The following is a 26,931-nucleotide window of genomic DNA, read 5'->3' as shown; positions in this document are numbered from 1 at the left end:
GATGTTATCATGAGGCTGCGCTGGAAAGAAGAAGGGCGGACCCGAAGGCCCGCCCCTTGATTGTCTTGTCTCGCACGAGCGCTGCAGATCAGTCCTTGGGGCCGATCATGTCCTCGGGGCGCACCACGCGGTCGAAGGTTTCCTCGTCAACGAAGCCAAGTGCCACGGCCTCTTCGCGCAGGGTGGTGCCGTTCTTGTGCGCGGTCTTGGCGACCTTCGTGGCGTTGTCGTAGCCGATGGTCGGCGCCAGGGCGGTCACCAGCATCAGCGATTCCTTCATCAGCTGGTCGATGCGGGTCTCGTTCGCCTCGATCCCCACCACCATGTTGTCGGTGAAGGCGGACGCGCTATCGCCCAGAAGCTGCATGGACTGAAGCACGTTGTAGCTCATCATCGGGTTGTAGACGTTGAGCTCGAAGTGACCCTGGCTGCCAGCCATGCCCACGGCGGCATCGTTGCCGATGACATGGGCACAGACCATGGTCAGCGCCTCGGCCTGGGTCGGGTTCACCTTGCCTGGCATGATCGAGCTGCCCGGCTCGTTTTCCGGCAGGATCAGTTCTCCAAGGCCCGAGCGCGGGCCCGAGCCCAGCAGGCGGATGTCGTTGGCGATCTTGAAGAGCGACGCGGCAACGGTCTTGAGCGCGCCCGAGAACATCACCATGGCGTCATGGGCGGCCAGCGCCTCGAACTTGTTGGGGGCGGTGACGAAGGGCAGGCCGGTGATCTCGGCCATGTTGGCGGCGACGGCCTCGCTCCAGCCCTTTTTCGTATTGAGTCCGGTGCCGACGGCGGTGCCGCCCTGCGCGAGCTCGTAGATGTCGGGCAGGCAGGCGTTGACGCGTTCGATACCCTTGCGGACCTGGTGAGCGTAGCCGCCGAATTCCTGACCCAGCGTCAGGGGGGTGGCATCCTGCGTGTGGGTGCGGCCGATCTTGATGATGTCCTTGAACGCCTCGGACTTGGCTTCCAGCGCGGCAGCCAGCTTTTCGAGGCCCGGCAGCAGCACGTCACGGGCCTGCATTGCAATGCCCACGTGCATGGCGGTGGGGAAGGTGTCGTTGGACGACTGGCCCATGTTGCAGTGATCGTTCGGGTGAACGGGCTTTTTCGATGCCATCACACCGCCCAGCATCTCGATCGCGCGGTTCGAGATCACCTCATTGGCGTTCATGTTCGACTGGGTGCCGGACCCGGTCTGCCAGACCACCAGCGGGAAGTTGTCGTCGAACTTTCCCTCGATGACTTCACCGGCTGCGGCGATGATCGCGTCGGCGATTTCCGCATCCATGGACCCGTTGGCCTTGTTCGCCATGGCGCAGGCCTTCTTGACCACGCCAAGCGCGCGAATGATCGGCACCGGTTGCTTTTCCCAGCCGATGGGGAAGTTCATGATCGAACGCTGGGTCTGCGCGCCCCAGTACTTGTCTGCGGGTACCTCGAGCGGGCCGAAGCTGTCGGTTTCGGTACGGGTCTGGGTCACGGGAACCTCCTATGAACACGTTTGCCTTCGTCTTACCCGACGACGCGGGAAAGGCAAGGCTGTATACCAATGGATACCGTTAACATGGCCTGTGAAAAGGCGGTCACCGGGTCGCCCTGTGCAGCAGGAGCACCTGTGCTGGCGGCAGGTTGCCCCACACGATTGCGCTGCGCCGGGACTGCAGCCCGAGCGCGCGCATCACCCGTCCCGAGACTGAGACAGTGGGGCCATAGGTGTACTGGATGAACGGCGCACCGGGGGCAAGGCTGCGGAAGGCAGAGCGCAGGATGCGCGCCTGCAGGCGGGCCGGGAAGGACAGCATCGGCAGGCCCGAGACCACCGCGCGCAGGGGCGGCAGATGCAGCGTCGATACCGCCTCTGCCCCGCAATGGTGAACCCGGCTTTCGGGGAACCGATCCCTCAGAAGGGTGACGAACTGGTCGTTTACCTCCACGAGGTGCAGGTCGCGCGGGGACACGCCGTGTGCCAGAATCTCGCGGGTGATCTTGCCGGTGCCGGGGCCAAGTTCAACCACCGGGCCGTGGCCTGCCGGCACCTGCGCCGCCATGGCGGCAGCAAGCTTCTGCGATGATGGCACCAGCGCCGACACCGCCTGCGGACGTTTCATCGCCTCGCGCAGGAACAGCCGTGCGTCATCGTCAAGCTGAAGCGCCTGCGACAGCCGAGCGCTGTTGCGCGGGATGCGGTCCCCACGCGGTGGAGGCGGTGCGGGGCGCATCGTCACCTCCGCGGCACCTCAGGTCTTGCGGAATGCGTCAAGCCGGACGACCTCGGCATCCTGCCGGGGCCCGTCATCGCCATCATGCGATCCGGGGCCGTCGTCCGGCGGGGTGGGGTCGTCTTCGTCGTCCTCTTCATCCTCGTGGGTTTCGAAGCGCAGGCCGAATTCCACCGATGGGTCCACGAAGGTGCGGATCGAATCGTATGGAATATAGAGCCGCTCCGGAGCTTCGCCGAAGCTCAGTGTGACCGCGAATCCATCCGGTGTGACGTCGAGATCGTCGAACCGGTGCTGGACCACGACGGTCATCTCGCCCGGGTAGCGGTCCGACAGCCAGTCGGCCAGCTCCACGTCAGGATGCTGTGTGTCGAAGGTGATGAAGAAATGATGCTCGCCGGGAAGGCCGCGCTCGGCCACGTCGAGGAGCACGTCGTTGATAAGCCCGCGCATGGCGCGGTGCATGAGATTGCCGTAGTCGATCCCGCGGGACATGCCACTAACCCTTGTGTCTTTGGCCCTGTACCTTATTCGATTTGACGGCGAGGAAAAGGCTTTGCGACGGGAAATTTCCGATGTGTCGTCAGGGGGTGGCCGGAATGCCCCCGACAAGGGGCATGATTACCGCCGCGACAAGCGCCATGACAACCAGCGTCACCGGCACCGACCGCCGCGCCACGATCAGCAGCAGCCCCGCGAGCACGATCAGTCCGACGGCCTCGGGGCGCAGGCTGCTCCAGATCGGCAAGGTGGTGGTAAAGGGGCGCGGAGCAGACAGTGTTTCGGAGAACAGCACGTGGATGGCGAACCATAGGGACAGGTTGGCAATGACGCCAAGGACTGCTGCGGTGATTGCCGACAGAGCGCCCTTCAGTCGTGGCCGGGCCAGAAGCCGCTCGAGGTGTGGCGCAAAGGCAAAGATCCACAGAAAACACGGCAGGAAGGTCATCCAGAGCGTCAGCAGGGACGCCGCAATCGCCAGACCGGGGCCACCCGCTTCCTGCCCGATGAGCTGCCCGGTGAACTGGGTCACCAGGATCAGCGGGCCGGGGGTGGTTTCCGCCAGCCCCAGCGCGTCGACCATTTGCTCCGGTGACAGCCAGCCGCGGATCTGCACCACTTCCTGCGCCATCCACGCCAGCACCGCGTAAGCCCCGCCAAAGGATACCACGGCCAGCTTGGCGAAGAACGCCGCAAGATCGAATAGCAGGGTCTGCCCGGTCAGCGCCAGAAGGGGTAGGGGCGCGAGCCAAAGGGCAGCCCAGAGCACGATCAGCGACAAGGTGGGCGCAGAATGAGGCGTCGCTTCGGGTGGCGCATCTGCCTGCTCCCGGGTGGCCAGCCAGCCATAAAGCCCCGCCAGTGCCACGACGACGGGGAAGGGCACCGAAAACAACACCAGCGCGGCAAAGGTCAGCCCGGCTATGGTGGCCGAGGTCGCCCCGTTGAGCGTCTTGCGCCCCAGCCGGTAAAGCGCCTGCGCGACGATGACGATGACCGTCGCCTTGACCCCGAGCATCAGGGCTTCGGTCTGAGGGTGGGTGCCATAGTTGGCGTAAAGCGCCGCGAGGACCGCGATCACCGTGGCGCCCGGCAGAACGAAGAGGGTGCCGGCAAGAAGGCCACCTACGGTGCCGCGCAATCTCCAGCCGGCCCAGGTGGCCAGCTGCATGGCTTCGGGGCCGGGCAGCAGCATGCAAAAGGACAGGGCGCGCAGGAACTGCGCCTCGCTCAGCCAGCGGCGTTCGTCCACGAGAACGCGGTGCATCAGCCCGATCTGGGCGGCGGGGCCGCCGAAGCTCAGCAAGCCGATGCGCCCGAAGGCGCGGAAGATGTCGGAAAGGCGCGTCATTCAGCCGCCATGCCCGCGCACTGTGACAAGGGTGTGACGCTTGGTCGGCTCAGCCCGTAACACGCGAGATTTCCCGCAGGATCTTGCGACGCAGGGTCTCGGCAAAGCTCTCGAACCCCCGGGCGGTCATGACGAAGCCGTCGCGGGTGATAAGTCTGCGGCGGTAGAAATTGGTGATGGCAACGCCATGGCCCTGCGCCTCTATGGCAAGGCCGTTGACGGTGATGCCTGCGCGCTGCGCCTTCTGGCGCGCGGCCTCGGTAGCTGGACCTGCGTTCGGGGTTCCGTCGCCCGACACGTCTATGATCCGGCGCTGGCAGTCCGGGGCGCGCCCGAACTGTGTGATCGCGGCATCAAGCGCCGCGCCGGGGGCCGTGTCCGACAGGACGAAGGCGCGCTCCATCGCAGACGCCCGTGCGGCAAGCTGTCTCAGCGCCTCACGATCGGCGATCCGGGTCCAGTCGATGCTGAGCTGCTGACGCTCTGCACCGGCCCATTGCATGACTGCTATCGCAACCTGTCCATCTGTCATGATCTTGGCGATGTCAGGATCCGCCAGCGCCAGCGCAAGCCCATCGGTCTGAAGCCTGTACTCGGCCACATCGACCGAATTCGAAACATCCATAGCCAGCAACAGTGCTGTCTCGCAGCCGGGCGCGGGCGCGGCGGCGACAAGGCCGTAGCAGATGGTCAGACAACGCAGCATTCGGCGATGCTGGCAGGCGCTTGCCATCCGGTCAATCATCACGCGATGCTTCGGTAGTCTTCAGGCGGTCCGATACAGGCGGTACACGCAGGCCCCCCCATGCATGGACCCTAAGTGACCGCCCCGTGCACTGCCGGTCGAAAACTCAGCCAGTCCAGAAACTGCCAGTCCAAAAAATGGGGAAAGTGCAGGCTTCTGTTGCCAGGTGCCTGCGAACCCCGCCTTACGCTGCTAGGCGCAAGGACTTAGATTTCGGTCTTGTTACTGCTTACGCAGCAACTGCGACCGGAGCATGATTGTCGTTGGCAATTATGCGTTGTGAACCGATAACGGTGGTATCTCACCGGGACAAAGCTACATCTTTACACGTTCGTCGATCCTGTTTCGGCCCCATGCCTCCCCCAACGAGGGTTTTATGGTGGAGCCGCCGGGTACCGCCCCCGGGTCCGATCCGCTTATTACATGCGCGTTTATGCCCATAGTTCCCGTGGGAACGATCTGAATATAGGCAGGTTTCGGACGGATTCAAAGGGGCAAACTGAATGAATCGCACCGTCTACTGGCAACGCGCGCCGCTGGCGGTGTCAGGAGGTCTCCAGCAGGCGTCCTGAGGCGGAGAAGAAGGACAGGGGCTCTTCTTCTCTTTCCAAATACGCAGCCTCCGTCCTTCGCGGCCTGGATCGGCGAAGGGCGTCCTTGGCGCTTTCCTTCGAGGCAACCATGCGCTAAAGCCGCGCGCAAGACATCCGGAGGGCGTTATGAGCGACGGCAAGAACGGCATCACCTATGCAGATGCAGGCGTGGACATCGATGCGGGCAATGCGCTCGTGGATCGGATCAAGCCTGCGGCGAAACGCACCTCGCGGGCAGGCACCATGTCCGGGCTCGGCGGCTTTGGCGCGCTGTTCGACCTGAAGGGCGCGGGCTACGAGGATCCGATCCTCGTGGCGGCGACCGACGGTGTGGGCACCAAGCTGCGCATTGCCATCGACACCGGCCTCGTGGACGGCGTGGGCATCGACCTTGTCGCCATGTGCGTCAACGACCTGGTCTGCCAGGGTGCGGAGCCGCTTTTCTTCCTCGACTACTTCGCCACGGGCAAGCTTGATACCGACAGCGCCGCGCGCGTGATCGAGGGCATCGCAGAGGGCTGCGTGCGCTCGGGATGCGCCCTCATCGGTGGTGAGACCGCCGAGATGCCGGGCATGTACCCGGCTGGCGATTTCGACCTTGCAGGCTTTGCGGTGGGTGCCATGGAGCGCGGCACGGATCTTCCGCATGAAGTTGCCCCCGGCGACGTGCTGCTGGGCCTTGCCTCGAACGGCGTACATTCCAACGGCTACAGCCTCGTGCGCCGTCTCGTGGAAATGTCCGGCCTTGGTTGGGATGCCGATTGCCCCTGGGGCGACGGCTCGCTCGGCGAGGCGCTGCTGGCGCCGACCACGCTTTACGTCAAGGGCGCCATCGCGGCGGTCAAGGCGGGGCAGGTCAATGCGCTGGCCCACATCACCGGCGGCGGCCTGACCGAGAACCTGCCGCGCGTGCTGCCCGAGGGCTGCGGCGCGACCATCGACCTTGGCTCCTGGGCGCTGCCGCCGATCTTCGGCTGGCTCGCGGCACAGGGCAACATCGCCGAGGCCGAGATGCTCAAGACCTTCAACTGCGGCATCGGCATGATCGCCGTGGTCCCGGCAGACAAGGCCGAAGCTGCGCGCGCCACCTTTGCCGAGGCGGGCCACGAGGTGTTCGATCTTGGCACCATCACCGAGGGAGCTGGCGTCAGCTATACCGGTAGCCTCAAGTGAAACGCGTCGCCATCTTCATCTCGGGGGGCGGGTCCAACATGGTCTCGCTTCTCGACAGCATGACCGGCGATCATCCGGCGCGCCCCTGCCTCGTCCTGTCGAACAAGGCGGATGCGGGCGGGCTTGCACGCGCTGCAGAACGGGGCGTTCCCACGGCTGTGGTGGATCACAAGCCCTTCGGCGGCGATCGCGAGGCCTTTCAGGAGGCGCTTCAGGCTGAGCTCGAGAATGCCGCGCCGGATATCCTGTGCCTGGCGGGCTTCATGCGGGTGCTCACCGGCAGCTTCACCAGCCGCTGGGAAGGGCGGATGCTGAACATCCACCCGTCGCTGCTGCCCAAGTACCGAGGGCTGCACACCCATGCCCGTGCGCTCGAGGCCGGCGATGCCGAACACGGCTGCACCGTGCACGAGGTTACCGCCGAGCTTGACGATGGCCCGATCCTCGGGCAGGCGACGGTGCCGGTCCTGCCCGGTGATACGCCCGACGCACTGGCCGCGCGGGTGCTGGTGCAGGAACACCGCCTCTACCCGGCGGTTCTGCGGCGTTTCGCGGGCGGCAACCGCGAGATGCTGCGCCTCAGCGAAGCCTGACGTCGCGGGCGATAGCGCCCGCAGAATTCCCGCGCCAGTTTCCGTTATCGAGATCGGCGTCAGGCGCGGTCAGGGCAGGCACTCCCAGCACAATCAGCAATGCAACGGCGGCAAGGACCGAGGCAGCGGCGCGCGGCGTGAGCGCAACGCTTCTGCGGGGCAGGGAAGACGTATCGAGAATCGTCATAGCGTGGTCTCCGACAGGGAACTGGCAGCGGGGCGTGTGAGGATCAGGTAGAGACCGACGGCGCATATTGAAAATGAATGTTTGATGTATTGGGTATCATCCTTGTTGATGAATTGCCCTTAAGGGACTGCGGCGATGCATCACTCCGCGTCCATTCCTCGCAGCCCCCTTTGCCTCGCCATCCGCTGGGTGTAGGAGATCTGAAACCCAGATCCTGCAAGACCCCGGAGCCCGCATGAAGACCATCACCACCACCGAAGAGCTGGCAGCCTTCTGCGCCGAGGCCGCGCAAACGCCCTATGTCACGGTGGACACGGAATTCCTGCGCGAGCGCACCTATTATTCCAAGCTCTGCCTGATCCAGCTGGCCTATCCCGGAGAGGGCGACGAGAACGCCGTTCTGGTCGACCCGCTCGTGGACGGCCTGTCACTCGAGCCGCTGCTCGAACTGTTCCGTGACACGTCGGTGGTAAAGGTCTTCCATGCGGCGCGGCAGGATCTCGAGATCTTCTTCATCGACCACGGTGTCATTCCCGACCCGTTGTTCGACACGCAGGTCGCGGCCATGGTCTGTGGCTTCGGCGAACAGGTGGGCTACGAGACCCTGGTCAAGCGCATCGCCAAGGCGACGCTCGACAAGAGCTCGCGGTTCACCGACTGGTCGCGCCGCCCGCTGACCGACGCGCAGAAGAAATACGCCCTTGCTGACGTGACGCACCTGCGGGTGATCTACGAATACCTTGCCGCCGAGCTGGCGAAATCCGGCCGGGCCCGCTGGGTGGCCGAAGAGCTTGGCGTGCTCACCGACCCCGAAACCTACGTCACCCGCCCCGAGGATGCGTGGCAGCGGGTCAAGACCCGGTCGTCCAGCCCGCGTTTCCTTGCCATCGTGCAGGCGCTGGCGGCGTTCCGCGAAGAATATGCGCAATCGCGCAACATCCCCCGCAACCGGGTCTTCAAGGACGACGCACTGAGCGAGCTGGCCTCGACCAAGCCCGCCAACATGGAAGACCTTGGCCGTTCGCGCCTGCTGCTGCGCGAGGCCCGCAAGGGCGCGATTGCCGACGGCATCCTCGCTGCGGTGAAGGCGGGGCAGGAGTGTCCGAAAGAGCAGCTGCCGAAACCCGACATATCCCGCGACCAGCTGCAGGTGAACCCGGCGCTGGCGGATCTGCTGCGCGTGCTGCTCAAGGCGCGCACCGAGGAGTCGGGCGTGGCGGCGCGGCTGATCGCGCCGGCGGCCGACCTCGATGCCATTGCCGCCGGGATGCGCGACTTGAAGGCGCTGACCGGCTGGCGTCACGAGGTGTTCGGCGAAGATGCCCTGCGTCTGTGCGAGGGCAAGCTGGCGCTTGGCGTGAAGGGCCGCGATGTGAAGGTTATCGAGATCTGAGGCGCTGCTGCCCTGACGCGACAGAGTCCGTCAGGACGATCGTTCTGAAGGCACTGCCCGAATGACGGGGCCGCCTGCTGGAGGCAGCCCTTTTTCATGGTGTCACTCGATGCCGTTGGCGCGCTGCAGGGTGCGGACGTAGTCGATGATCGCCCGCACGTCGCCGGGGGTGACCTGCGGCTGCGGGGGCATGTTGCCGAACCGCCAGTGGTGGGCGCGCACGCCATTGGCCGCGGCCATCTGGAACGCTGCATCGCCGTGGTGCGACGGCTCGTAGATGCGGTGCACGAGCGGCGGGCCAAAGCCCATGCGCCCGGCGGCGTTTTCGCCGTGGCAGTCGGCGCAGACCGCATCGAAGGCCTGCTTGCCAAGGCTGGCACGGTCGGAAAGCTCGGCTGGAAGGCTCACCTCGACCATCGGGTCGCCTTCTGCGGGGGCCGCCTGTGCTGCGGCTTCGTTCGTGGCTGGTGCGGTCTGGCTCGATCCAGGCCGGATGAGGGCGACGGCTGCGATGGCGACAAGGGCGATGGCCGCGCCGCCGATGATGTATGTCTTCATGGGGGTATCCTCTGGAACGCGGCAGTCTGGCCGCGTGTCTTCGGTCTGTCCTGCGGGCAGGAAGTGGCGCATCTGGCCCAGACGCCTTTCGCGCTGGTCAGGCTGCGGTGGACAGACCGCGTCTCGGAGGAGGAACATCCGGCGCAAAACGGGTCGGCCTGCCAGTCTGCGGGCCTGTGCGGGGATGGTGCTGGCGTGCGCTAAGCGCCGCCGGTGCCGTGAAGAATTGGGGCAGGACCGCGGCCAGGCAGCCGGCCATTGACTGGCAGGCGAGGCCCGTAGGCGCATCTGCGTCATCGCAGTCAAGACAAACGTGCGCGCCATGATCATGTGTCGCGGCGCTAGCGGGTGCCATCGGCGACAGGACCACGAGGAAGACCCAGAGCAGAACCGCGATTGCCGTCGGGGCGCAGCGCATGAAAGAAGGCGTCCGCGGGAATGTCATCAAGGCGCGAACCGGGGCTAACGCCCAGTCCACCGCCCGCATGATCGCCGCAGCCATCGGCAGACCTGTCAGCGGCTCGCGGCTAGCGCGTTGGCGCGCCCTGACACGCGGATCTGAGACACGCCGAAAAGCTCCTGGTCGGTCAGCCAGTCGGCGACGGTCACCATGCGAGCGCGCGGGCCGGTGCTGCGCGGACCGGCGGATTGCAGGGCGAGCATGCGGTAGGCCTTGATGCCGCCGGTGCTCGCGGCCTCGTCCTCGACAAGGCGCACGTCGAAGGGGCCGGCGCGGTCGGCGATGCCGGTGGCACGGATGATGGCACCGCCCGGACGGCGTTCGATCAGAAGCTCGTCGATCGTCTCGATCGGCTGACCACCGTAGACCTCTTCGCGGCCCCAGACGATGGACTGTCGACGGGCGGGAATCAGGGTGTTGACCGGCCCGGCAGAGCCTTGCTCAACGCTGGCAGGGACCGGAGCGCTGCGCCCGAACCAGTTCATGGGGTTGACGCGGGACTCGCGAACCGTGGCGCACCCGGCGACGACGCTGCCCGCAAGGACCAGCATGGTAAGAGATTTCATCATGAGCCACTGCCCCCTGCCTGTCTTGGCCTAGGGGTTATCCTATTGTCGCAGGCTTGAAAAGCACCGCGTTCCGGGCTGGACCTTTGCGCCCGGCCTGCCTACCTCTGGGGCGAAACTCAGGAGGCATTGCATGGCACAGGCGGCATTTGAAGAGGTGGTCGAGGATTTCGAGTTCCTCGAGGACTGGGAAGACCGCTACCGCATGGTGATCGAAATGGGCAAGGCGATGGAGCCGCTGCCCGAAGCGCTCATGGTGCCCGCCACCAAGGTGGAAGGCTGCGCCAGCCAGGTCTGGCTGCATCCCGAGATTTCGGACGGCACCTTCCATTTTCGCGGCGACAGTGACGCGATGATCGTGCGCGGGCTGATCGCGGTGCTGCACAAGCTTTATGACGGGCTGCCGGTGGCAGAGGTCGCGCCCCTTGATGCACGGTCGGAACTGGGGCGGCTGGGGCTCAACGATCACCTGTCGGCGCAGCGCTCGAATGGGCTCACGGCCATGGTCCAGCGCATCCGCGAAACAGCCGCCGCGGCGGCCTGACGGCAGACGGGCACCCCATGCGGGATGCCCTGTCATATCACATGCCTTTGACCGTCGAGCCGCGCACCACCAGGAGGGGAGGCGGCGCGTCGATGGGTCCTGACAGCTCCTTGCCCTCGAGCACGTCGAGCAACGAATTGGCCGCAATCTGGGCGATCTCGTCAAGGCGCAGGTTGAGCGCGGTCAGCGACGGGTTCTCGCTGCGGGCACGGAAGCCGTCGTAGCGGGTCACCACCTTGACGTCATCTGGTACGCTCAACCCACGGGCGCGCAGGGCGCTCATGGCACCGGAGGCGGTGGCGTCGATCGAAGCCACCACGCCGTCAAGCCCGTTGCCCTCGTCAATCTCGCGCAGGATGGCCGCTTCTGCGGCGTTCTCGGCATCGGTCTCGTCGATCTCGATGATGCGCACCGGCAGGCCAGCGGCGCTGCAGCGCGCCACGTAGGTTTCGCGGAAGATCACGTTGGATCGCCGCATGCTGCGCCCCACCAGAAGCGGGAAGTTGGTCGCGCCGACCTCGATCATGTGATCGACAAGAAGCTCGGCGATCTGGTGGTTGTCGACGCGGACCCACGGGTCTTTCTCGTCCGGCGGCGGACCGATCACGACCGACGGAAGGCCCCTGTTGCGCAGCATGTCGAGATAGGGATCGTCTGCCGCCGGTTCCACCAGTACGGCGCCATCGAAGGGGATGGTGGACAGGGCGGTGCTCGGATCCTTGATGGGCGGCACCAGCACCAGCGCCACGTTGCGCTCCAGTGCGGTCACGGCGGCGGCGGCGGCAATCTCCATCAGGAAGCCGAGCTTTGCCTTGCCCGCAGCCACGGCGGTGGGCATCGACGAGAAGATCGCGATGGTGTTGGCGCGTCCGGTGCGCATGCCGCGCGCGGCGAGATTGGGCACATAGCCCAGCTCGGCGATGGCGCGATCGATCCGTTCCCGGGTCTCGGCATCGACGCGGCGCTTGCCGCTGATCGCGTTCGAGACGGTTCCGGCGGACACTCCGGCGACGCGGGCAACGTCCTTGACCGTCACTCGGCGGCGCGACAAATCCGACGAACTTGACATGAATACCTATCTTCTTTCCTCGACTTAACTTACCGAATGCGCCCGTTTTCGCCCGCATGCAAGAAAAACCAATCGTCCAATTCGCTAAATCGTTATAACATGCAGAAGTGTTTCTCGGACGCCATTCGCGTCAAATTATTTGGTTTGCTTATAGACAGGCGGTGCTGCCGATGCCGGAGTCCCTAGAATTTCGAAGTGCCCAAAGGGCCGATGCCACGGTCACCCTTGCGCGGCGGCGCCTCGGGGTGACCGCGCTGGACCGGCAGCGGACCGCTGGCGGTGTCACGCTTTACGCGCGGCAGACCGGGGGCGGGGTGGTGGACCTGATCGACATCACGGGGGGCACGGTGCATCGCTGGACGATGCCCGTGCGCCCTGGCCGCGATGCGGTACTGCTGGAGAACGGCAACCTTGGCTACAACGGCAGCCATGTCTGGTCGGCGGCGCTCTATCCGGCTTGGGACCTTTGGCACGGCGGGGATTTCTACGAGGTAACTCCCACAGGGGATATCGTCTGGCGTCATGAGGATATCCTGCACCATCACGATGCCATTTGGCTCCCCAACGGGCACCTGCTCTACACGGTGGCGGCGCCGCTTCCGAAGGCGCTGGCAGCGCGGGTGACGGGGGGCGACGCCTCGCGCGATGATCCGGACGGGGTGATCCAGTCGGACATCGTGCGCGAGGTTGACCGGCATGGCCGCACGGTGTGGGAGTGGCGGATCTGGGACCATATCGACCCCGCCGACCTGCCGGTGCAGGCGATCTTTGACCGTCGCCACTGGCCGATGATCAACGGGCTGTCGGTGACCTCGGGCGGGCTGGTGCTCATGAGCATGCGCACGACCTCGGGCGTCATTGCCGTGTCACGGGCGACGGGCCAGATTGCCTGGTCCACCGGGGCGGACCTGCTGGCCTAGCAGCATGCCCCGACCGAAGTATCAGGCGGACGGATCTTGTGTTTCGACAACGGCAACCTGCGGCGTGGGTCGTCAAATCCCTTCAGTCGTGTGGTGGAATTCGATCCCAAAACCATGGAAATCAGCTGGAGCTATTGCGACGCCAATGCGCCGTGTTTCTTTTCGCCATACATGGGCGGGGTCCAGAGGCTTTGGAACGGCAATACGCTGATTTGCGAAAGCACCTTCGGTCGTTTGTTTGAAATCACGCCCGGCGGCGACGTGGTCTGGGAATACGTGATCCCCGATTTCGCGGAATATCCAACTCCGCTCAATCACTTCATTGCAGGTCGCCACAACTCGTGCTTCCGTGCTCACAGATACCATGTGAGCCGGATTCCCTGGATGTGACGCAGAGCCCGAAACCCAATTCCCCCTTTGCGACCCACACCGCCCGCAGCGTCTCGTTGCGGATCGCGGGCCTTCCGGGTGCGGCGATCGTGCTGTCCTTCGGGCTCGTTCTGTCCGTCTGGGCGTTGCTCGGCGCGTGGTCCGAGGTGCCCGACACGATCCTCCCCGCGCCATGGGACGTGTGGGGCGCGGCGCTTGAGCTTTGGTACAACGGCAGCCTTCTGACCGACCTCGGGGCTTCTCTGGGACGGGCGGGGATCGGGTTCGCCATTGGGTCGACGCTGGGTATTGGGGTGGGCCTGCTGACCGGGCGCGTTGCCATTGCGCGGGTGATGCTGGGCCCGGTTCTGAGCCTACTGCGGCCGATCCCGGCCATCGCTCTCGTGCCGCTTGCCATCGTCTGGTTCGGCATCGGTGAAGGGTCCAAGTATTTCGTGGTCAGCTACACGGTCTTTCTCGCGGTATGGTTCAATACCCATCATGGCATGCAGTATCTTCCGGAAACCTACCTGCGTGCGGCCCGCAGCCTTGGCGCCACACCCCGGCGCGAATTCGTTTCGGTGATGTTGCCCTCGGTGGCGCCGCATATCCTTGCCGGCGTCCGGCTGGGTGTGGCGCTGTCGTTCCTGAGCCTCGTAGCCGCCGAGCTGTCGGGGGCGTCTTCGGGCCTCGGGTTCCGACTGCAGGAGGCGCGGCAATACATCCGCACCGACCGGATGTTCGCGCTGCTTATCATCCTCGGGGCGCTTGGCGCGGCGGCGGATTTCGTCGTCCAGAGGCTCGGGGCAAAGCTGGTCCACTGGGAACAGGCCTGATGCGCGGCGCACATGTGAAGATCGAGGGCCTGACCATCCGTCACGGCCGCAGTCGTGACCGCGCACATGGCGCCGACATCGCCCTGCGCAATATCGACCTCGACCTGCAGCCCGGCAGCTTCACGGCATTGATCGGTCCGTCAGGCTGCGGCAAATCCACGCTTGTCAACGCCATCGCCGGGTTCACGCCCCCGGCGCAGGGCCGCGTTTGGATCGACGGGGCACAGGTGCACGGGCCCCCGCCTGAGGTCGGTGTGGTCTTTCAGCAATATGCCCTGTTTCCGTGGCTGACGGTGCTGGGCAACGTGCGCTTCGGGCTCAAGCAGTTCCGTCTTGGCCGCCGTGCCGAGGTCGAGCGCGCCGAGGCGGCCCTGGCAGAGGTGGGGCTTGCGGAACTTGCCCACCGCTACCCGCAGCAACTGTCCGGCGGGCAGCGCCAGCGCGTTGCCATTGCGCGCACCTTCGCCACCGGCCCGCGGGTGCTGCTCATGGATGAACCGTTCGGCGCGCTCGATGCGCAGACGCGGGTGGACATGCAGGAGCTTTTGCTGGCCCTGTGGCGCAAGCGGCGGGCGACGGTGCTTTTCGTCACCCATGACGTGGACGAGGCGATTCTGCTGGCAGATCACGTCAGGGTGATGAGCCATGCGCCGGGCCAGCTGGTAATGCATTACCAGCTGACGCAGCCCAGACCGTGCAAGCTTTCCCGTGCCGGTCGTGATCTGTTAATGCTGCGTGAAGATATCCTAGGCCTCCTGAGGCCCCCGGGCACCTTCCGCCCGGAGCATCTGTCTTGAAGGAGCCCTGATGCCTTACCACTGCCGCCTCACCATCGTCACCCTCGGTGCCATCGCTGCGGCGGGTAGCGCCTTGGCCGAGCCGATCACCTTTGCCTGGACCCCCAATCCGCAGACGCCGCAGGTCGATGTTGCCCTGCAGAACGGCTATTTCGAGGATGCCGGCGTCGAGCTCGATCTGGTGGCCTTCCGCACTGGCCGCGAGGGGTTCGAGGCGATGCTTGGCCGACAGGTGGACGTGACCTTCATGGCCGAGTTCCCTGCCGCCGTGGGCGCGCTGCGCGGGCAGGACTTCGCGGTGATCGGCGATCTTGCCCGCTTTACGGGAAGCCGAATCATCGTGAGCCGCGCCGCTGCGACGGTGGAAGGGCCGCAGGATCTGCAGGATCTGCGCATCGGCACGACCATTGGCACCAATGTGAACTATTTTCTGGACGGCATCCTTCGCGAGGCCGGCGTCGAGGCACAGGTGATCGGCGCTGCTCCCACGGATCTTGTTCCGGCACTGGCCCGGGGCGACGTGGACGCCATCGCGCCGTTCCCCAGTTTTTACGCCGCCGCCCGCGAGGCGATTGGGGATGATTATGCCGAACTGCGCGCCCCCGGCTACGAGGCGCATTTCATCCTTGCTGCCAGCCCCGAGATGACGACCGAGCGCGGCGTGGATCTTGACGCCTTCATGAAGGCGCTGGCCCGAGCTGATGCCGATGTGCGCGCCGACCCCGAGGCGGCGATGGAGGCGGTGGCGCAGTCGATGCAGGGCGCGGTCAGCATCGATCAGCTGGGCCGCCTGTGGCAGGATCTCGACATCGGGCTGCAGCTCGATGCGGGGCTTGCCGACCTCCTGGCCGCCGAAGGCGACTGGATCCTCGAGCAGGGCGTGGTGCGGGGCGAAGCGAAAGGCAGCGATGCGATGCTGGAGCATTTCGCACCCGAGGCGCTGCGCCGGGCCGCGCCGGAAGCGGTAAGCCTGCCCTGAGGGGCCCGTGCCGCTATTGCGAACGTCTTGGAGGCCTTGAACAGGCCTTCAGAGGCCGACAAGACAGGGCACCTGCGATGGACGACCACAAGTAAAAACGGCCCGCGTGAAGCGAGCCGTTTTCATATAGCTGAACGCGCCGGGTGATGTCGCGTGTCAGAGAAGATCACCGGGCATCAGATGATGTATCGCGGTGCGCCCGTACCGGGTCAGCCCTTACATCGAGAAGCTGGTGCCGCAGCCGCAGGAGCTGCTGGCGTTCGGGTTCTCGATGGTGAAGCGCGCGCCGATCAGCTCTTCGGAGAAGTCGATGACGGCATTGGCCAGGAAGGGCAGGGATACCTCGTCGATGACCACCTTTTCCTGCCCGTGGGTCAGGATGAGGTCGTCCTCGGCAGCAGCGTCGAGCTTGATGTCATACTGGAAGCCCGAACAGCCGCCACCCTCGACGGCCACGCGCAGGGCCTTGCCCTGTGCGCCGGCGCCGATCTCTTCAAGGCGGGCGAAGGCACGGTCGGTGACTTTGGGAGGAAGATTCATGGCAGGACTCGCAGCGGTTTAACTTGTGCAGCACTCGTAATATAGGGATCCGCGACACAACCGGCAACCGTGCGCAATGCAGACTTCGCGATATGCGGGTCGGCCCGCGTCCGGCAGGGACAGCAAAAGAGGCCGAGGCCATGGCGAAGAAGATCGAACCTTACGCATGCGATCCGGCAGACTCGCGCGGGCGGCGTTTCCCCGAAGAAGAAAGCGCCTTCCGCTCGTGCTTTCAGCGAGACCGCGATCGGATCATCCATTCCTCGGCCTTCCGGCGGCTCAAGCACAAGACGCAGGTCTTCGTTGAGCATGAGGGTGATTTCTACCGCACCCGTCTGACCCATTCGATCGAGGTGGCACAGGTGGCGCGGACCATGGCCAACGCCCTTGGCCTGAACACCGACCTGACCGAGGCGGTGGCGCTCGCCCACGACCTGGGCCACACGCCCTTTGGCCACACCGGAGAGGATGCGCTGCACGAGCTGATGGCCCCCTACGGCGGTTTCGACCACAATGCGCAGGCGCTGCACATCGTCACCTCGCTGGAGCGGCATTATGCGGATTTCGACGGTCTGAACCTGACGTGGGACACGCTCGAGGGCATCGCGAAGCACAACGGACCGTTGCTGCCCCTGAAGGACGGCGAGGCGCTGCCGGTGACCCTTGCGGCCTATAACGACGTCCATGATCTCGAACTGCACACCCATGCCAGCGGCGAGGCGCAGGTGGCAGCGCTTTCGGATGACGTGGCCTACAACAATCACGATCTGCAGGACGGGCTCAGGGCCGGTCTCTTCACCGAGGACGAAATCTGCGAGATGGCCCTCATCCGTCCCGCTTATGATGAGGTCGACCGGCTTTACCCGGGTCTCGATCCCTATCGGCGGCGGCACGAGGCGCTGCGGCGGGTGTTCGGCTTCATGGTGTCTGACGTGATCGACACCTCTGCGGAGCGGCTTGCCACGCTGAAGCCACAAAGCGCGGCGGACATCCGGCACATGGGCCAGCCGGTGATCTGTTTCTCGGACGAGATGTGGCAGCAGATCCGCGAGATCCGCCAGTTCCTGTTCACCCGCATGTACCGCGCGCCTTCCGTCGTCGAGATCCGCACGCGGGTGACGCAGGTGGTGCGCGATCTGTTCCCGATCTACATGCAGGACCCCTCGCATCTGCCGCAGCGCTGGCGGCGCGAAATCGAAGAGGTCCGCTCCGAGGCCGAGCTGGCCCGGCTGGTGGCCGATTACATTGCCGGCATGACCGATCGCTTCGCGCTTCAGGCACATGAGCGCCTGATGGGTGTGGATGTGCTGCACGACGTGCCCTGAGCCATCGTGACCGGAGCTCGCCCTGTCGCACCCGGGGGCATGCTTCTGAAAAGGCATGCGCTCCTTTGCCGCCGCCAACCGCTGCACCGCAGCTAAGTGACAGGTCGACTGTCTGCTGGACGTCAGTCGTCACCGCGAAGCGAGGCCGTCCGCCTGCGCAAGCAGGCCGCCGAGCGTCATTTATAGACGTCACCGCCGAAATGAGGCCGCTCCTTGTGAACGGAAGAGAAGGGTGCTGAAGGGCAGAGGTCCTTGCCGAAATGGGCACGGGGTCGCCGCCATGATCATCGAGGGGGCTGTTTCCCGCGCGGTCAGTGTGGTCGCAATGGCAGGATCGGGTGGCGCGTCCGGGAGCACTTTCTCAATCCTATGCCGCTATTGCAGAACCGGTCCGTGACATCCGGGCGCAGGCAATGGTGGCAAACGGATCAACCCGCGCATCACGAACACTGGACAGAGGCCCTTGGCGGCACATCTGGTGATCTCATGTCGCTGGCCCGCCCCGTGAGGTCCATCACTCCGTGCGGTCTGGTGCCGGGACGGGAGGGCAGTGCAACAGGTCGAAAGGACGAAGATGGCAGTTTCTGAAACGGCGGGGATCGCCCCGGTGCTTGGGTTTGCGCTGGTTGGCCTGCTTGGCGTGGGCTCGCAATGGCTGGCATGGCGGCTGCGCATGCCAGCCATCGTGCTCATGCTGGCGGCGGGCCTGTTGGTGGGGCCGGGGATCGGCCTGCTTGATCCGGGCCGCGATTTCGGCGCGCTGATGCAGCCCATGGTCGCCATCGCCGTGGCCATCATCCTGTTCGAGGGCGGCATGTCGCTCAACCGGCAAAGCCTGTCAGATGCGGCCACGGGCGTGCGTCGGCTGGTGCTGGTGGGCGGGCCGCTGGGCTGGATCGCCTCGTCGCTGGCGCTGCATTGGGCAGCGGACCTCAGCTGGGAGACCTCGATCGTCTTCGGCGGCATCATGATCGTCACCGGCCCCACGGTGATCGCGCCGCTGCTGCGGCAGGCGCGGCTCAAGAAGCGCCCCGCGGCGCTGCTGCAATGGGAGGCCATCGTCAACGATCCCTTCGGCGCGCTGGCCGCGGTGCTGGCCTTCGAGTTGGTCGTCGTGGTCCACAACGCCGCCACCATGGGCGAGGCGATCACCGACATGGTGGTGGGCATCCTTGCCTCCATCGCGCTTGGGGTGGCAGGCGGCTGGGGGCTGGCGCGGGCCTTCCGCAACGCGCTGGTGCCGGAATACATGAAGGTGCCGGTGCTGTTCGTGATCCTGCTGGCGGTCTTCGCGCTGTCGGATTCGCTGCTGCATGAAAGCGGCCTGCTGGCGGTCACGGTAATGGGCATCTGGATCGCCAACGCCGACCTTCCCAGCTACGCCGAACTTCGCCGCTTCAAGGAACACGCGACCATCCTGCTGGTGTCTGGCGTGTTCATCTTGCTCGCCGCCAACATGAGCCGCGAGACCCTTGCGGGCCTCGACTGGCGGGCGGTGGTTTTCGTGCTGGCGGTGATTTTCGTGGCGCGCCCGGTGCCGGTGCTCTTGGCGCTGGCGTTCTCCAACATCCCGTGGCGGGAACGCCTCCTCGTGGCCTTCACCGGGCCGCGCGGGGTGGTGTTGGTGGCCGTGGCGGGGCTGTTCGGTGAACGGCTCACCGCGCTTGGCATTGCCGACGGACAGCGGGTGTCAGTTTTGGCCTTTGCACTGGTGGCGGCGACGGTGGTGCTGCACGGCTTCACGCTCACCCCCATGGCACGGGCGCTTGGCCTCAAGGCGACGGAGACGCCCGGCGTGCTCATCGTGGGCGGCTCGCGGTGGTCGGCGGCGCTGGGGTTGGCGCTGCGCAAGCTCGACCTGCCGGTTATGGTGGCGGACCCGAACCACGCCCACCTGCGCCATGCGCGCGAGGCGGGGCTAGAGACGTTCTGGGGTGACATCCTGTCGGAGGCTGCGGAACATAAGCTGGATTTCGTCAGCTATGACAAGGTCATCGCAGCCACCGACAATGACGCCTACAACACCCTCGTGGCCACGGACCTCGCCCCGGAGTTCGGGAGGGAGCACGTGTTCCAGCTCAAGCGGATGCGCCAGCAATCGGCACGTCACGCGTTGCCTTCGACCCTCGGGGGCCAGCGCATAGGCGCGGACGAGACCTATTTCGAGGCCATCGCACGGCTGGCCGAGGGCTGGGAATTCCGCGTCACCAAACTGTCGAGCGAATTTCCCATCGCGCAATGGCGGGAGCGGAACCCCGAAGGCGTCCCCGTCGCCGACCTTGGCCCCAACGGCACGCTGCGGCTTCTTGGCCCTGACGACAAGGTGAAGGAAACCGACGGCACGCGGCTCTTGTTCCTCGGCCCCAAGCGGCAGGAGCGCAAGGAGGATCGGCGTGACGAGAATGGCAACGACACGATGAAGGCCCCCTGAGCAGGCCCACCGAACGAGGAAAAGGGGGCGCCCGGTGGCGCCCCTTGCGCGTTCCGGCGGGGGCACATGCCTGCCGCTTGCGCAGGTTTCTCCAGCTTTCCCGCAGGTGCCTCCGCTTCGGTTAACCGCAGAGAGACGTTCACACGGTGCGCAGGCCTACTGACATTGCTCGCTGCCGTCTGCAGACCATGTCGTGTGTCTATCGCAGAACCGGACGACGTCTGCGGAACGTGGCAGCGGGCTTGCACGCAGAATCCCGCTGCGGCGATCTTTCTTTCATGAGTGGTGCGGGCGGCGTTTTGCGAGGCGCTGCGATCACATCAAGGGCCATAACGGTGGACGTCGGCCTTATGCTGTCGCGTCCCTTTCAAAGCGGGTCCGCCAGGATTGCAGACCGCTTAAGGAAAATTTTCAAGGAGATGATGCCAGCCCGCGCCGGGATGTCCTTTTCCAGCAAGATGTCCTTTTCCCGCAAACGGCAGATTTCAGCGCTTCAGCAGGTACAGAAGTTGCGCTTCGGCCCGGCGCAGGCCGGTGACCTCGGGGGCGCTTCGGGCGATGTCATCGCGTAAGGCAGGCTCGCTGCCCGCAAGGTCGATCACCTGCGGATGGATGTAAGACTTACGCGCGATGGCAGGCGTGTTGTGCAGCCGCTCCGAGGCGGCCTCGGACAGGGCCTTGATCGTCGGAGACTCGTCCCGCAGCGCGCGCTCCAGCGCGGCGGCAGAGCCGTTCCAGGTGCGAAAGGTCTTGGCGGTGACGCCTGTCGTGCCGCTGCGCTCGGCGATGAAGGCGTTGACCTCCTCGGAGCTGACCGCATGGGGCGTGCCGTCCTCGTCCAGCCACGAGATCAGCTCGCGCCCGGGCAGGTCGTCGAGCCGCCCCATCACCCGTTCGAGCGTGCGGTCCCTGAGGGTGGTGTCCACCTTCGTGCCACCCTTTGCCGGGAAGCGGAGCGTCAGGCTGCCGCCGTCGAGGGACATATGAGTGGCGCGCAGGGTTGTGGCACCATAGCTGCCATTTTCCTTGGAGTAGGCGGTGTTGCCAACCCGGATCCCGGCCCGGTCGAGCAATGCCAGAACGGCGGCAAGGGCAAAGCTGCGGTCGCCCTCGTTGCCGCTGCGCAGGTCCGACAGGATGCGGCGGCGCAGGCCGGGCAAGGCTTCTCCGAAGGCGGCAAGCTGGGCGTATTTGCGCTGCGCGCGGAATTCGGTCCAGTCGGGATGATAGCGGTATTGCTTGCGCATGCGGTCGTCACGGCCGGTGGCCTGCAGGTGGCCGTTGATCCGGGGGCAGATCCACACCTTCTCGTAGGCAGGTGGCACGGCCAAAGCCTCGATCCGGCGGCGTTCCTTGCGGTTGTCGATGCGCGTGCCGTCGGGGGCGGTGTAGCTGAAGCCACGCCCGCAGCGCCGCCGGGTGATGCCGGGGCGATCATCGGGGTAATATACAAGATCCGGTGCCATGCTCATGGACGGCAAACGCCGCTTGGGCAGGGGCGGTTCCGCGCCCGCGTGAGGCGGGCGCGGCAGGGGACATTCGGCCGCGAGCAAATGGCGGCTCTAAGCGGACAGCGTCAGTCGGACGTGGCATCTTCCTTCAGCCGGTTCGCGGCGAGCTTGTGATAGATGCCCGCGCCAAGCGCCGCGCCCATCATCCACGCATATCCCGAAAGTGCCTGCAGAGCAGGCACCCACACGGTGGCCACCGAGAACACTGCCGCGATGCCGAATGCGATCAACGCCGGATCGTTCCAGCCGTTGCCATAGAAGTACCGGCCCGACCGCTCTGCATAAAGCTCGTCCCGCTCCAGCAGGCCCTTGCGGTGCAGGTAGTAGTCCACAATCATGATGCCGTAGATGGGGGCCAGCGTCGCGCCCAGCGTGTTCACGAAGCCCGCGATGCCGAAGTTGCTGATGAAGCTGGTCCAGAAGCCCCCGATCACCAGCGCAAAGCCCGAGGTGATCATCCCCGCAGTGCGGAACGAGATCTTCGAAGGCGCGAGGTTGGCGATGCCGTTGACCGCAGGGATGAAGTTGGCCACGAGGTTGATGCCCACGGTCGCGGCAAAGAAGGTGATCGCCGCGATGATGCCCAGCAGCACGCTATCGGTACGCTCCACGATCTCGGTCGGGTTGATGATCGCCTCGCCATAGACCACGGCGGCACCTGCGGTGGTCAGCAGCGCGAGGGCCGAAAACAGGATCATGTTGAAAGGCAAGCCGGCAAGGTTGCCGATCACCATGGCCCGCTCGTCCTTGGCATAGCGCGAGAAGTCAGAGAAGTTAATCATCACGGCGGCGAAGTATGCCACCATGGTGCCGACGATGGCGACGAAGCCCGAGGCTTCGGTCCAGAACGTTGCCTCGGGACTGGCGAAGATGGTCTGCGCCTCGGCCAGCAGCTGCCCGTCGGACTTGTTCCAAAGCACGATCACGAGGCCGATCATGACCGCGTAGACGAAGGGGCCGGCGATGTTGAGGAAGGTTTCGACCCAGGCCATGCCGCGCCAGAAGATCAGGATATGGAACACCCACACAACGATGAATGAGCTCCAGTCGATGGCCGTCATCCCCATGATGGACAAGCCGCCCTCGATCCCGGTGAGCGAGCGGATCAGCAGCGCCAGGGCGGTGGAGGCGAAATAAACCTGCACCCCGTACCAGAACACCGCCACGATGGCGCGCAGGATAGCCGGCAGCCGTGCGCCCAGCAGGCCAAGGCTGGCGCGGGCGAGGACCGGGTAGGGGATGCCGTAGCGCTCGCCCGGTCTGCCGGACAGGTTTACCAGCAGCATTACCATGATGGCGGCGGTGATCAGCGCGGCGAAGGCCGTCCAGCCCGATACCCCGAAGGAGATGAACAGGGACGCCACCAGCGAATAGCCGAAGAGCGACTGGATGTCGTTGGCCCAGATGTTGAAAATGGCGAACCAGCCCCAGCTTTTCTCGGCCGGGGCCACGGGGGCTAGGGTGTTGCCGTCCGCCTCGGGATGTGTGGACATGGGGTCTCTCCTGCTTGTCGTCTTTCAGGTGGCCTTTGAATGGCCGTTGCGTCTCAACCTACGGCTGAGTTAAGCCGCTTCACACGTCCGCGGCCATCCCGGCCACCACGTCGGCCCAGACTATGCCGAGCGGGTGGGCAGGCGAAACGTTTCATTTCCGTTAACGCCCAAGAAACATGCAGGTTCTGTGGTTTGGGTTCTTTGCGGCGGTGTCACATTGGATATTGTGTTTTCCACAGCCTTCCCTCTATGCTGACAGTCAGGCCATGCGTAACGCAGGCCATGAGAGTTTCGCTGTTTCGGCGACGTCCCCGCACATAAGGGACCCGGAACAGACCGATCGGGCCGAAAGGCCACCCGAAGACCGCCCGGTCCGCCACAGGGATACCCTTGGCTTCGGGCCGTAAACAGGCGCTGGAGGGCGACCCGGAAGGGACCCTAACCCGCGTCGGAGAAGAAACGCGATGAAGCGCGCGCAGCAGATCAGGCACCCGGGCGAAGGCGATACGTCTTCCCGTGCCGCTTGCTGTTTACCTCAAGCGCCGCAACTCGCCCAGACAAGCCACGCCGCAACGCTTCTTCATCCCCCTCCGGGAGGAGGGGCGCTTGCGCCGTGCAGACGGAAAACATGGCAAAGAAAATGCTCATCGACGCCACCCACGCGGAGGAAACCCGCGTCGTGGTGGTGGACGGAAACAAGGTCGAGGAATTCGACTTCGAGTCCGAGAACAAGCGCCAGCTTGCTGGCAACATCTACCTCGCAAAGGTAACCCGGGTCGAACCGTCGCTTCAGGCGGCCTTCGTCGATTACGGCGGCAACCGGCACGGCTTCCTCGCCTTCTCGGAAATCCATCCCGATTACTATCAGATCCCCGTCGCCGACCGTCAGGCGCTGATGGAGGAAGAGGCTGCCCTTGCCGCCGAGGCCGAGGCCGAAGAGGACGACAAGGAAAAGCGCTCCAAGTCCCGTCGCAGCCGTTCGCGGTCGCGCTCGCGCTCCAAGGCAGAGACGACGAAGACCGACGATCAGACCGTGACCGGCGAGGCCGCCGGTGACTCCGATGACATCAGTGGCATGGAGACCATCGACCTCGGCGAGGGCGAAGAGGCACAGCCCGAAACGTCTGCAGTGACCGACGCCGCCATTTCGGCGCCCGCGGACACGACGCCTGCGGCCGGGAACGGTCAGAACGATGACGACGACGGTGATGACGACATCTCGGACGGCGATGACAGCATCGAATCCGTGGCCGATGACGACACCGAGGAAGAGATCCGCCCGGCCCGCAAACCGCGTCCGCGCAAGTATAAGATCCAGGAAGTGGTCAAGGTCCGGCAGATCCTGCTGGTCCAGGTCGTCAAGGAAGAACGTGGCAACAAGGGCGCGGCCCTCACCACCTACCTGTCGCTCGCAGGCCGGTACTGCGTGCTCATGCCCAACACCGCGCGCGGTGGCGGCATTTCCCGCAAGATCACCAACGCTGCCGACCGGTCCAAGCTCAAGCAGATCGCGACCGAGATCGACGTGCCCAAGGGTGCGGGCCTGATCATCCGGACCGCCGGTGCCAAGCGCACCAAAACCGAGATCAAGCGCGATTACGAATATCTGCAGCGTCTGTGGGAGCAGATCCGCGAGCTGACGCTTAAATCCATCGCGCCGGCCAAGATCTATGAAGAGGGCGACCTCATCAAGCGCTCGATCCGCGATCTCTATAACCGCGAGATCGACGAGGTGCATGTCGAAGGCGAAAAGGGCTACCGCATCGCCAAGGACTTCATGAAGATGATCATGCCGTCCCACGCGAAAAACGTGAAGCACTACGTGGATACGATGCCGCTGTTTGCGCGCTACCAGGTGGAATCGTACCTGTCGTCGATGTTCAACCCGACGGTCCAGCTGAAGTCCGGCGGTTACATCGTGATCGGCGTAACCGAGGCGCTTGTGGCTATCGACGTGAACTCGGGCCGCGCCACCAAGGAAGGCTCGATCGAGGAAACCGCGCTCAAGACCAACCTTGAGGCTGCCGAAGAAGTGGCCCGCCAGCTGCGTCTGCGCGATCTTGCGGGCCTTATCGTCATCGACTTCATCGACATGGACGAGCGCAAGAACAACGCTGCCGTCGAGAAGAAGATCAAGGACAAGCTCAAGACCGATCGTGCCCGCATTCAGGTGGGCCGGATCTCTGGCTTCGGCCTTCTCGAGATGTCGCGCCAGCGTCTGCGCCCCGGCATGATCGAGGCCACGACCCAGCCTTGCCACGCGTGCCACGGCACCGGACTCGTACGCTCGGATGACAACATGGCGCTGAACATCCTCCGCCAGGTCGAAGAGGAAGGCACTCGTGGCCGGTCGCGCGAGGTTCTGCTGAAATGCCCGGTGGGCATCGCCAACTACCTGATGAACCAGAAGCGCGAACATGTCGCCATGATCGAGGCGCGTTACGGCATGGCCGTGCGCATCGAAGGTGATCCCGCGCTGGTGTCGCCGGACTTCTCCATGGAGAAGTTCAAGACCGCCACGCGCAGTGTCCCCGAGGTCGTCGCGCCGGTTGTGTCTGTGGATACCTCGCTGATGGACCAGATCGACGAGGACGGCACCTACGCCGAAGAGGACGAGGACGAGGCGCCCGAAGCGTACGAGGCCGAGCCCGAGGCAGAAGTGGTTCAGGAAACCGCGCCGTCCGCGCCCTCGGATGATGACGATAAGCCCAAGAAGCGCCGTCGCCGCCGTCGCCGCTCGCGGTCCAAGAACCGGGACAATGACGAGAACGGTGACGAGAACGGCGAGAACGGGTCCGATGATTCCGAAACCGCACCGGCAGCAGACGCCGCTCCGGCGGAGGCTGCTTCCACCGGGGATGCACCGCAGGAGGGCAACTCCGAGGCCGCAGCCGAAGGTGACGGCGAAGAGGCAAAGCCGAGGAAGCGCAGCCGCTCGCGGTCGCGCTCGCGCAAGAAGGCCACCGACGAGACCCCGACCGACGCGACCGACGCGGCCCCCGAGGTCGGCCCCGAACCTGGTGCTGACGTAACCGGGGCTCCGGTTGCCGAAGCCATCGCTCCCGAGACCCCTGCCGCTGAAGAAACGGTTGCCGTTTCCGAAGAGGCAGCGCCCGTCGAGGACGCCGCCGTTGCCGCCGAGATCGCTCCGGAGGTCGTTGCACCGGTGGTGTCCGACGAGGTCGTTGAGGCGGCTCCGAAACAAGTGGCCGAGACCGTTGCCGCGGCCAAAGCCGTTGCCGAGCCCGCAGCTGCCAGCGAAGATCCGGCCCCTGCGGCCGAGGAACCCGCCCCGGCAGCGGAACCTGCTCCGGTAGCAGAACAGGCTTCCGAGGCAGAGCCTGCGCAGTCCGAAGACCGGCCCGCGGCAGAGGCACCGGCCCCGGAGCCTGCCAAGGCACCGGTTGCCCCCGTCGCGCCGGAGGAGGAGGCGGCCGAGCCCGCTCCGGCGGAGAACAAGCCCAAGCGCCGCGGTTGGTGGTCTGTAGGCTGAGCTTTACCGCATGATGATCACGGAACGCCCCGGCCCATGGCCGGGGCGTTTTCATTTGCGATCGATGATTGGGGCGGGGCCATGAGACATCGCTGGGCGCAGCCCTACCGAATGGGCTTGTGTAGCGATGCCACCCGATAGTTCACCCAGCCGGGTCTGAGGTTTGTCCGCCGCCGAACCGCCTATCCCGCGTTTGTCTGGATGGGCGCGCGGAGTCCCAGCGCCGATGTGCGAAGATCTTCGGGACGAATTGCGCCGTAGTCGGGGCGGAATGCGCGCGGT

General features: G+C 65.1%; 22 protein-coding genes, 1 other RNA gene and 2 pseudogenes. 11 read left to right on the top strand and 14 right to left on the bottom strand.

Annotated features, from left to right (window positions below):
- Positions 1-88: 88 nt before the first annotated feature.
- The 6 genes from fumC to ssrA all read right to left on the bottom strand — a co-directional run bounded on the left by fumC (position 89) and on the right by ssrA (position 5,314).
- Positions 89-1,483 (bottom strand): class II fumarate hydratase, encoded by a 1,395-nt coding sequence (fumC, locus tag IEX41_RS12520; RefSeq protein WP_188790599.1) that lies wholly within the window; start codon positions 1,481-1,483, stop codon positions 89-91.
- Positions 1,484-1,586: 103 nt separating this feature from the next.
- On the bottom strand, positions 1,587-2,222 hold the full coding sequence (locus tag IEX41_RS12515) for a class I SAM-dependent methyltransferase (RefSeq protein WP_188790598.1): 636 nt from the start codon (positions 2,220-2,222) through the stop codon (positions 1,587-1,589).
- Positions 2,223-2,240: 18 nt separating this feature from the next.
- The gene (locus IEX41_RS12510) at positions 2,241-2,717 is read right to left on the bottom strand and encodes an SspB family protein (protein ID WP_188790597.1); all 477 of its coding nucleotides are present in this window, start codon (positions 2,715-2,717) and stop codon (positions 2,241-2,243) included.
- An 88-nt stretch (positions 2,718-2,805) separates the two neighbouring features.
- Positions 2,806-4,074 carry a chromate efflux transporter gene (gene chrA, locus IEX41_RS12505; RefSeq protein ID WP_188790596.1) on the bottom strand — a complete coding sequence of 423 codons (1,269 nt, stop codon included), beginning with the start codon at positions 4,072-4,074 and terminating at the stop codon, positions 2,806-2,808.
- A 49-nt stretch (positions 4,075-4,123) separates the two neighbouring features.
- On the bottom strand, positions 4,124-4,780 hold the full coding sequence (locus IEX41_RS12500; RefSeq protein ID WP_188790595.1) for a DUF1194 domain-containing protein: 657 nt from the start codon (positions 4,778-4,780) through the stop codon (positions 4,124-4,126).
- A 184-nt stretch (positions 4,781-4,964) separates the two neighbouring features.
- Positions 4,965-5,314: a transfer-messenger RNA gene (gene ssrA / locus IEX41_RS12495) on the bottom strand.
- Between the two features lie 224 nt (positions 5,315-5,538).
- Here ssrA and purM point away from each other — a divergent pair.
- Entirely contained in the window at positions 5,539-6,585 is a 1,047-nt protein-coding gene (purM, locus tag IEX41_RS12490; protein ID WP_188790594.1) for a phosphoribosylformylglycinamidine cyclo-ligase, read from the top strand.
- Positions 6,582-7,178, top strand: a complete 597-nt coding sequence (purN, locus tag IEX41_RS12485) for a phosphoribosylglycinamide formyltransferase (protein ID WP_188790593.1) — start codon at positions 6,582-6,584, stop codon at positions 7,176-7,178. The genes purM and purN overlap by 4 nt, the downstream gene beginning before the upstream one ends.
- Here purN and IEX41_RS12480 read toward each other — a convergent pair.
- Complete coding sequence (locus tag IEX41_RS12480; RefSeq protein ID WP_188790592.1) at positions 7,165-7,365, bottom strand: hypothetical protein; 201 nt, start codon at positions 7,363-7,365, stop codon at positions 7,165-7,167. The genes purN and IEX41_RS12480 overlap by 14 nt on opposite strands.
- 235 nt (positions 7,366-7,600) lie before the next feature.
- Here IEX41_RS12480 and rnd point away from each other — a divergent pair, with 235 nt between their 5' ends.
- Entirely contained in the window at positions 7,601-8,758 is a 1,158-nt protein-coding gene (gene rnd, locus IEX41_RS12475; RefSeq protein WP_188790591.1) for a ribonuclease D, read from the top strand.
- Positions 8,759-8,860: 102 nt separating this feature from the next.
- Here the strand turns inward: rnd and IEX41_RS12470 are convergent, their stop codons facing one another.
- The gene (locus IEX41_RS12470; protein ID WP_188790590.1) at positions 8,861-9,316 is read right to left on the bottom strand and encodes a c-type cytochrome; all 456 of its coding nucleotides are present in this window, start codon (positions 9,314-9,316) and stop codon (positions 8,861-8,863) included.
- A 513-nt stretch (positions 9,317-9,829) separates the two neighbouring features.
- Complete coding sequence (locus IEX41_RS12465; RefSeq protein ID WP_188790589.1) at positions 9,830-10,345, bottom strand: hypothetical protein; 516 nt, start codon at positions 10,343-10,345, stop codon at positions 9,830-9,832.
- A gap of 130 nt (positions 10,346-10,475) precedes the next feature.
- Here IEX41_RS12465 and IEX41_RS12460 point away from each other — a divergent pair, with 130 nt between their 5' ends.
- Positions 10,476-10,886, top strand: coding sequence for a SufE family protein (locus IEX41_RS12460; RefSeq protein ID WP_188790588.1), 411 nt, complete (start codon positions 10,476-10,478; stop codon positions 10,884-10,886).
- A gap of 37 nt (positions 10,887-10,923) precedes the next feature.
- Here the strand turns inward: IEX41_RS12460 and IEX41_RS12455 are convergent, their stop codons facing one another.
- Both IEX41_RS12455 and IEX41_RS21880 read right to left on the bottom strand, forming a co-directional pair.
- Complete coding sequence (locus IEX41_RS12455) at positions 10,924-11,679, bottom strand: substrate-binding domain-containing protein (protein WP_373285636.1); 756 nt, start codon at positions 11,677-11,679, stop codon at positions 10,924-10,926.
- Between the two features lie 114 nt (positions 11,680-11,793).
- A pseudogene (locus IEX41_RS21880) lies at positions 11,794-11,955 on the bottom strand (LacI family DNA-binding transcriptional regulator); the annotation flags it as partial.
- Between the two features lie 170 nt (positions 11,956-12,125).
- Between IEX41_RS21880 and IEX41_RS12450 the strand changes: the two are divergent.
- The 4 genes and pseudogenes from IEX41_RS12450 to IEX41_RS12435 all read left to right on the top strand — a co-directional run bounded on the left by IEX41_RS12450 (position 12,126) and on the right by IEX41_RS12435 (position 15,856).
- Positions 12,126-13,265, top strand: a pseudogene (locus IEX41_RS12450) (aryl-sulfate sulfotransferase).
- The gene (locus tag IEX41_RS12445) at positions 13,262-14,080 is read left to right on the top strand and encodes an ABC transporter permease (RefSeq protein ID WP_188790586.1); all 819 of its coding nucleotides are present in this window, start codon (positions 13,262-13,264) and stop codon (positions 14,078-14,080) included. Before IEX41_RS12450 ends, IEX41_RS12445 begins: the two are co-directional and overlap by 4 nt.
- The gene (locus IEX41_RS12440; protein ID WP_188790585.1) at positions 14,080-14,877 is read left to right on the top strand and encodes an ABC transporter ATP-binding protein; all 798 of its coding nucleotides are present in this window, start codon (positions 14,080-14,082) and stop codon (positions 14,875-14,877) included. Before IEX41_RS12445 ends, IEX41_RS12440 begins: the two co-directional genes overlap by 1 nt.
- Before the next feature lie 10 nt (positions 14,878-14,887).
- A complete protein-coding gene (locus IEX41_RS12435) occupies positions 14,888-15,856 on the top strand; it encodes an ABC transporter substrate-binding protein (RefSeq protein WP_188790584.1) in 969 nt (322 codons plus the stop codon).
- A 216-nt stretch (positions 15,857-16,072) separates the two neighbouring features.
- Here the strand turns inward: IEX41_RS12435 and IEX41_RS12430 are convergent, their stop codons facing one another.
- Complete coding sequence (locus IEX41_RS12430; RefSeq protein ID WP_188790583.1) at positions 16,073-16,396, bottom strand: HesB/IscA family protein; 324 nt, start codon at positions 16,394-16,396, stop codon at positions 16,073-16,075.
- A 140-nt stretch (positions 16,397-16,536) separates the two neighbouring features.
- Here IEX41_RS12430 and IEX41_RS12425 point away from each other — a divergent pair, with 140 nt between their 5' ends.
- Positions 16,537-17,721 (top strand): deoxyguanosinetriphosphate triphosphohydrolase, encoded by a 1,185-nt coding sequence (locus IEX41_RS12425; RefSeq protein ID WP_188790582.1) that lies wholly within the window; start codon positions 16,537-16,539, stop codon positions 17,719-17,721.
- Positions 17,722-18,295: 574 nt separating this feature from the next.
- Positions 18,296-20,152 (top strand): cation:proton antiporter, encoded by a 1,857-nt coding sequence (locus IEX41_RS12420; protein ID WP_188790581.1) that lies wholly within the window; start codon positions 18,296-18,298, stop codon positions 20,150-20,152.
- A 485-nt stretch (positions 20,153-20,637) separates the two neighbouring features.
- Here the strand turns inward: IEX41_RS12420 and IEX41_RS12415 are convergent, their stop codons facing one another.
- Complete coding sequence (locus IEX41_RS12415; RefSeq protein WP_188790580.1) at positions 20,638-21,624, bottom strand: DNA topoisomerase IB; 987 nt, start codon at positions 21,622-21,624, stop codon at positions 20,638-20,640.
- A gap of 104 nt (positions 21,625-21,728) precedes the next feature.
- Positions 21,729-23,156, bottom strand: a complete 1,428-nt coding sequence (locus tag IEX41_RS12410; RefSeq protein ID WP_188790579.1) for an NCS1 family nucleobase:cation symporter-1 — start codon at positions 23,154-23,156, stop codon at positions 21,729-21,731.
- A 628-nt stretch (positions 23,157-23,784) separates the two neighbouring features.
- On the opposite strand from IEX41_RS12410, the gene IEX41_RS12405 reads away from it, so the two are divergent.
- On the top strand, positions 23,785-26,649 hold the full coding sequence (locus IEX41_RS12405; RefSeq protein WP_188790578.1) for an Rne/Rng family ribonuclease: 2,865 nt from the start codon (positions 23,785-23,787) through the stop codon (positions 26,647-26,649).
- Positions 26,650-26,931: the final 282 nt, after the last annotated feature.

It is taken from the genome of Salipiger pallidus (genome assembly GCF_014643635.1).
Lineage (GTDB): Bacteria > Pseudomonadota > Alphaproteobacteria > Rhodobacterales > Rhodobacteraceae > Salipiger > Salipiger pallidus.
The sequence above is the reverse complement of the archived record's forward strand: the minus strand, read 5'-3'. Positions and strand labels throughout refer to the sequence as shown.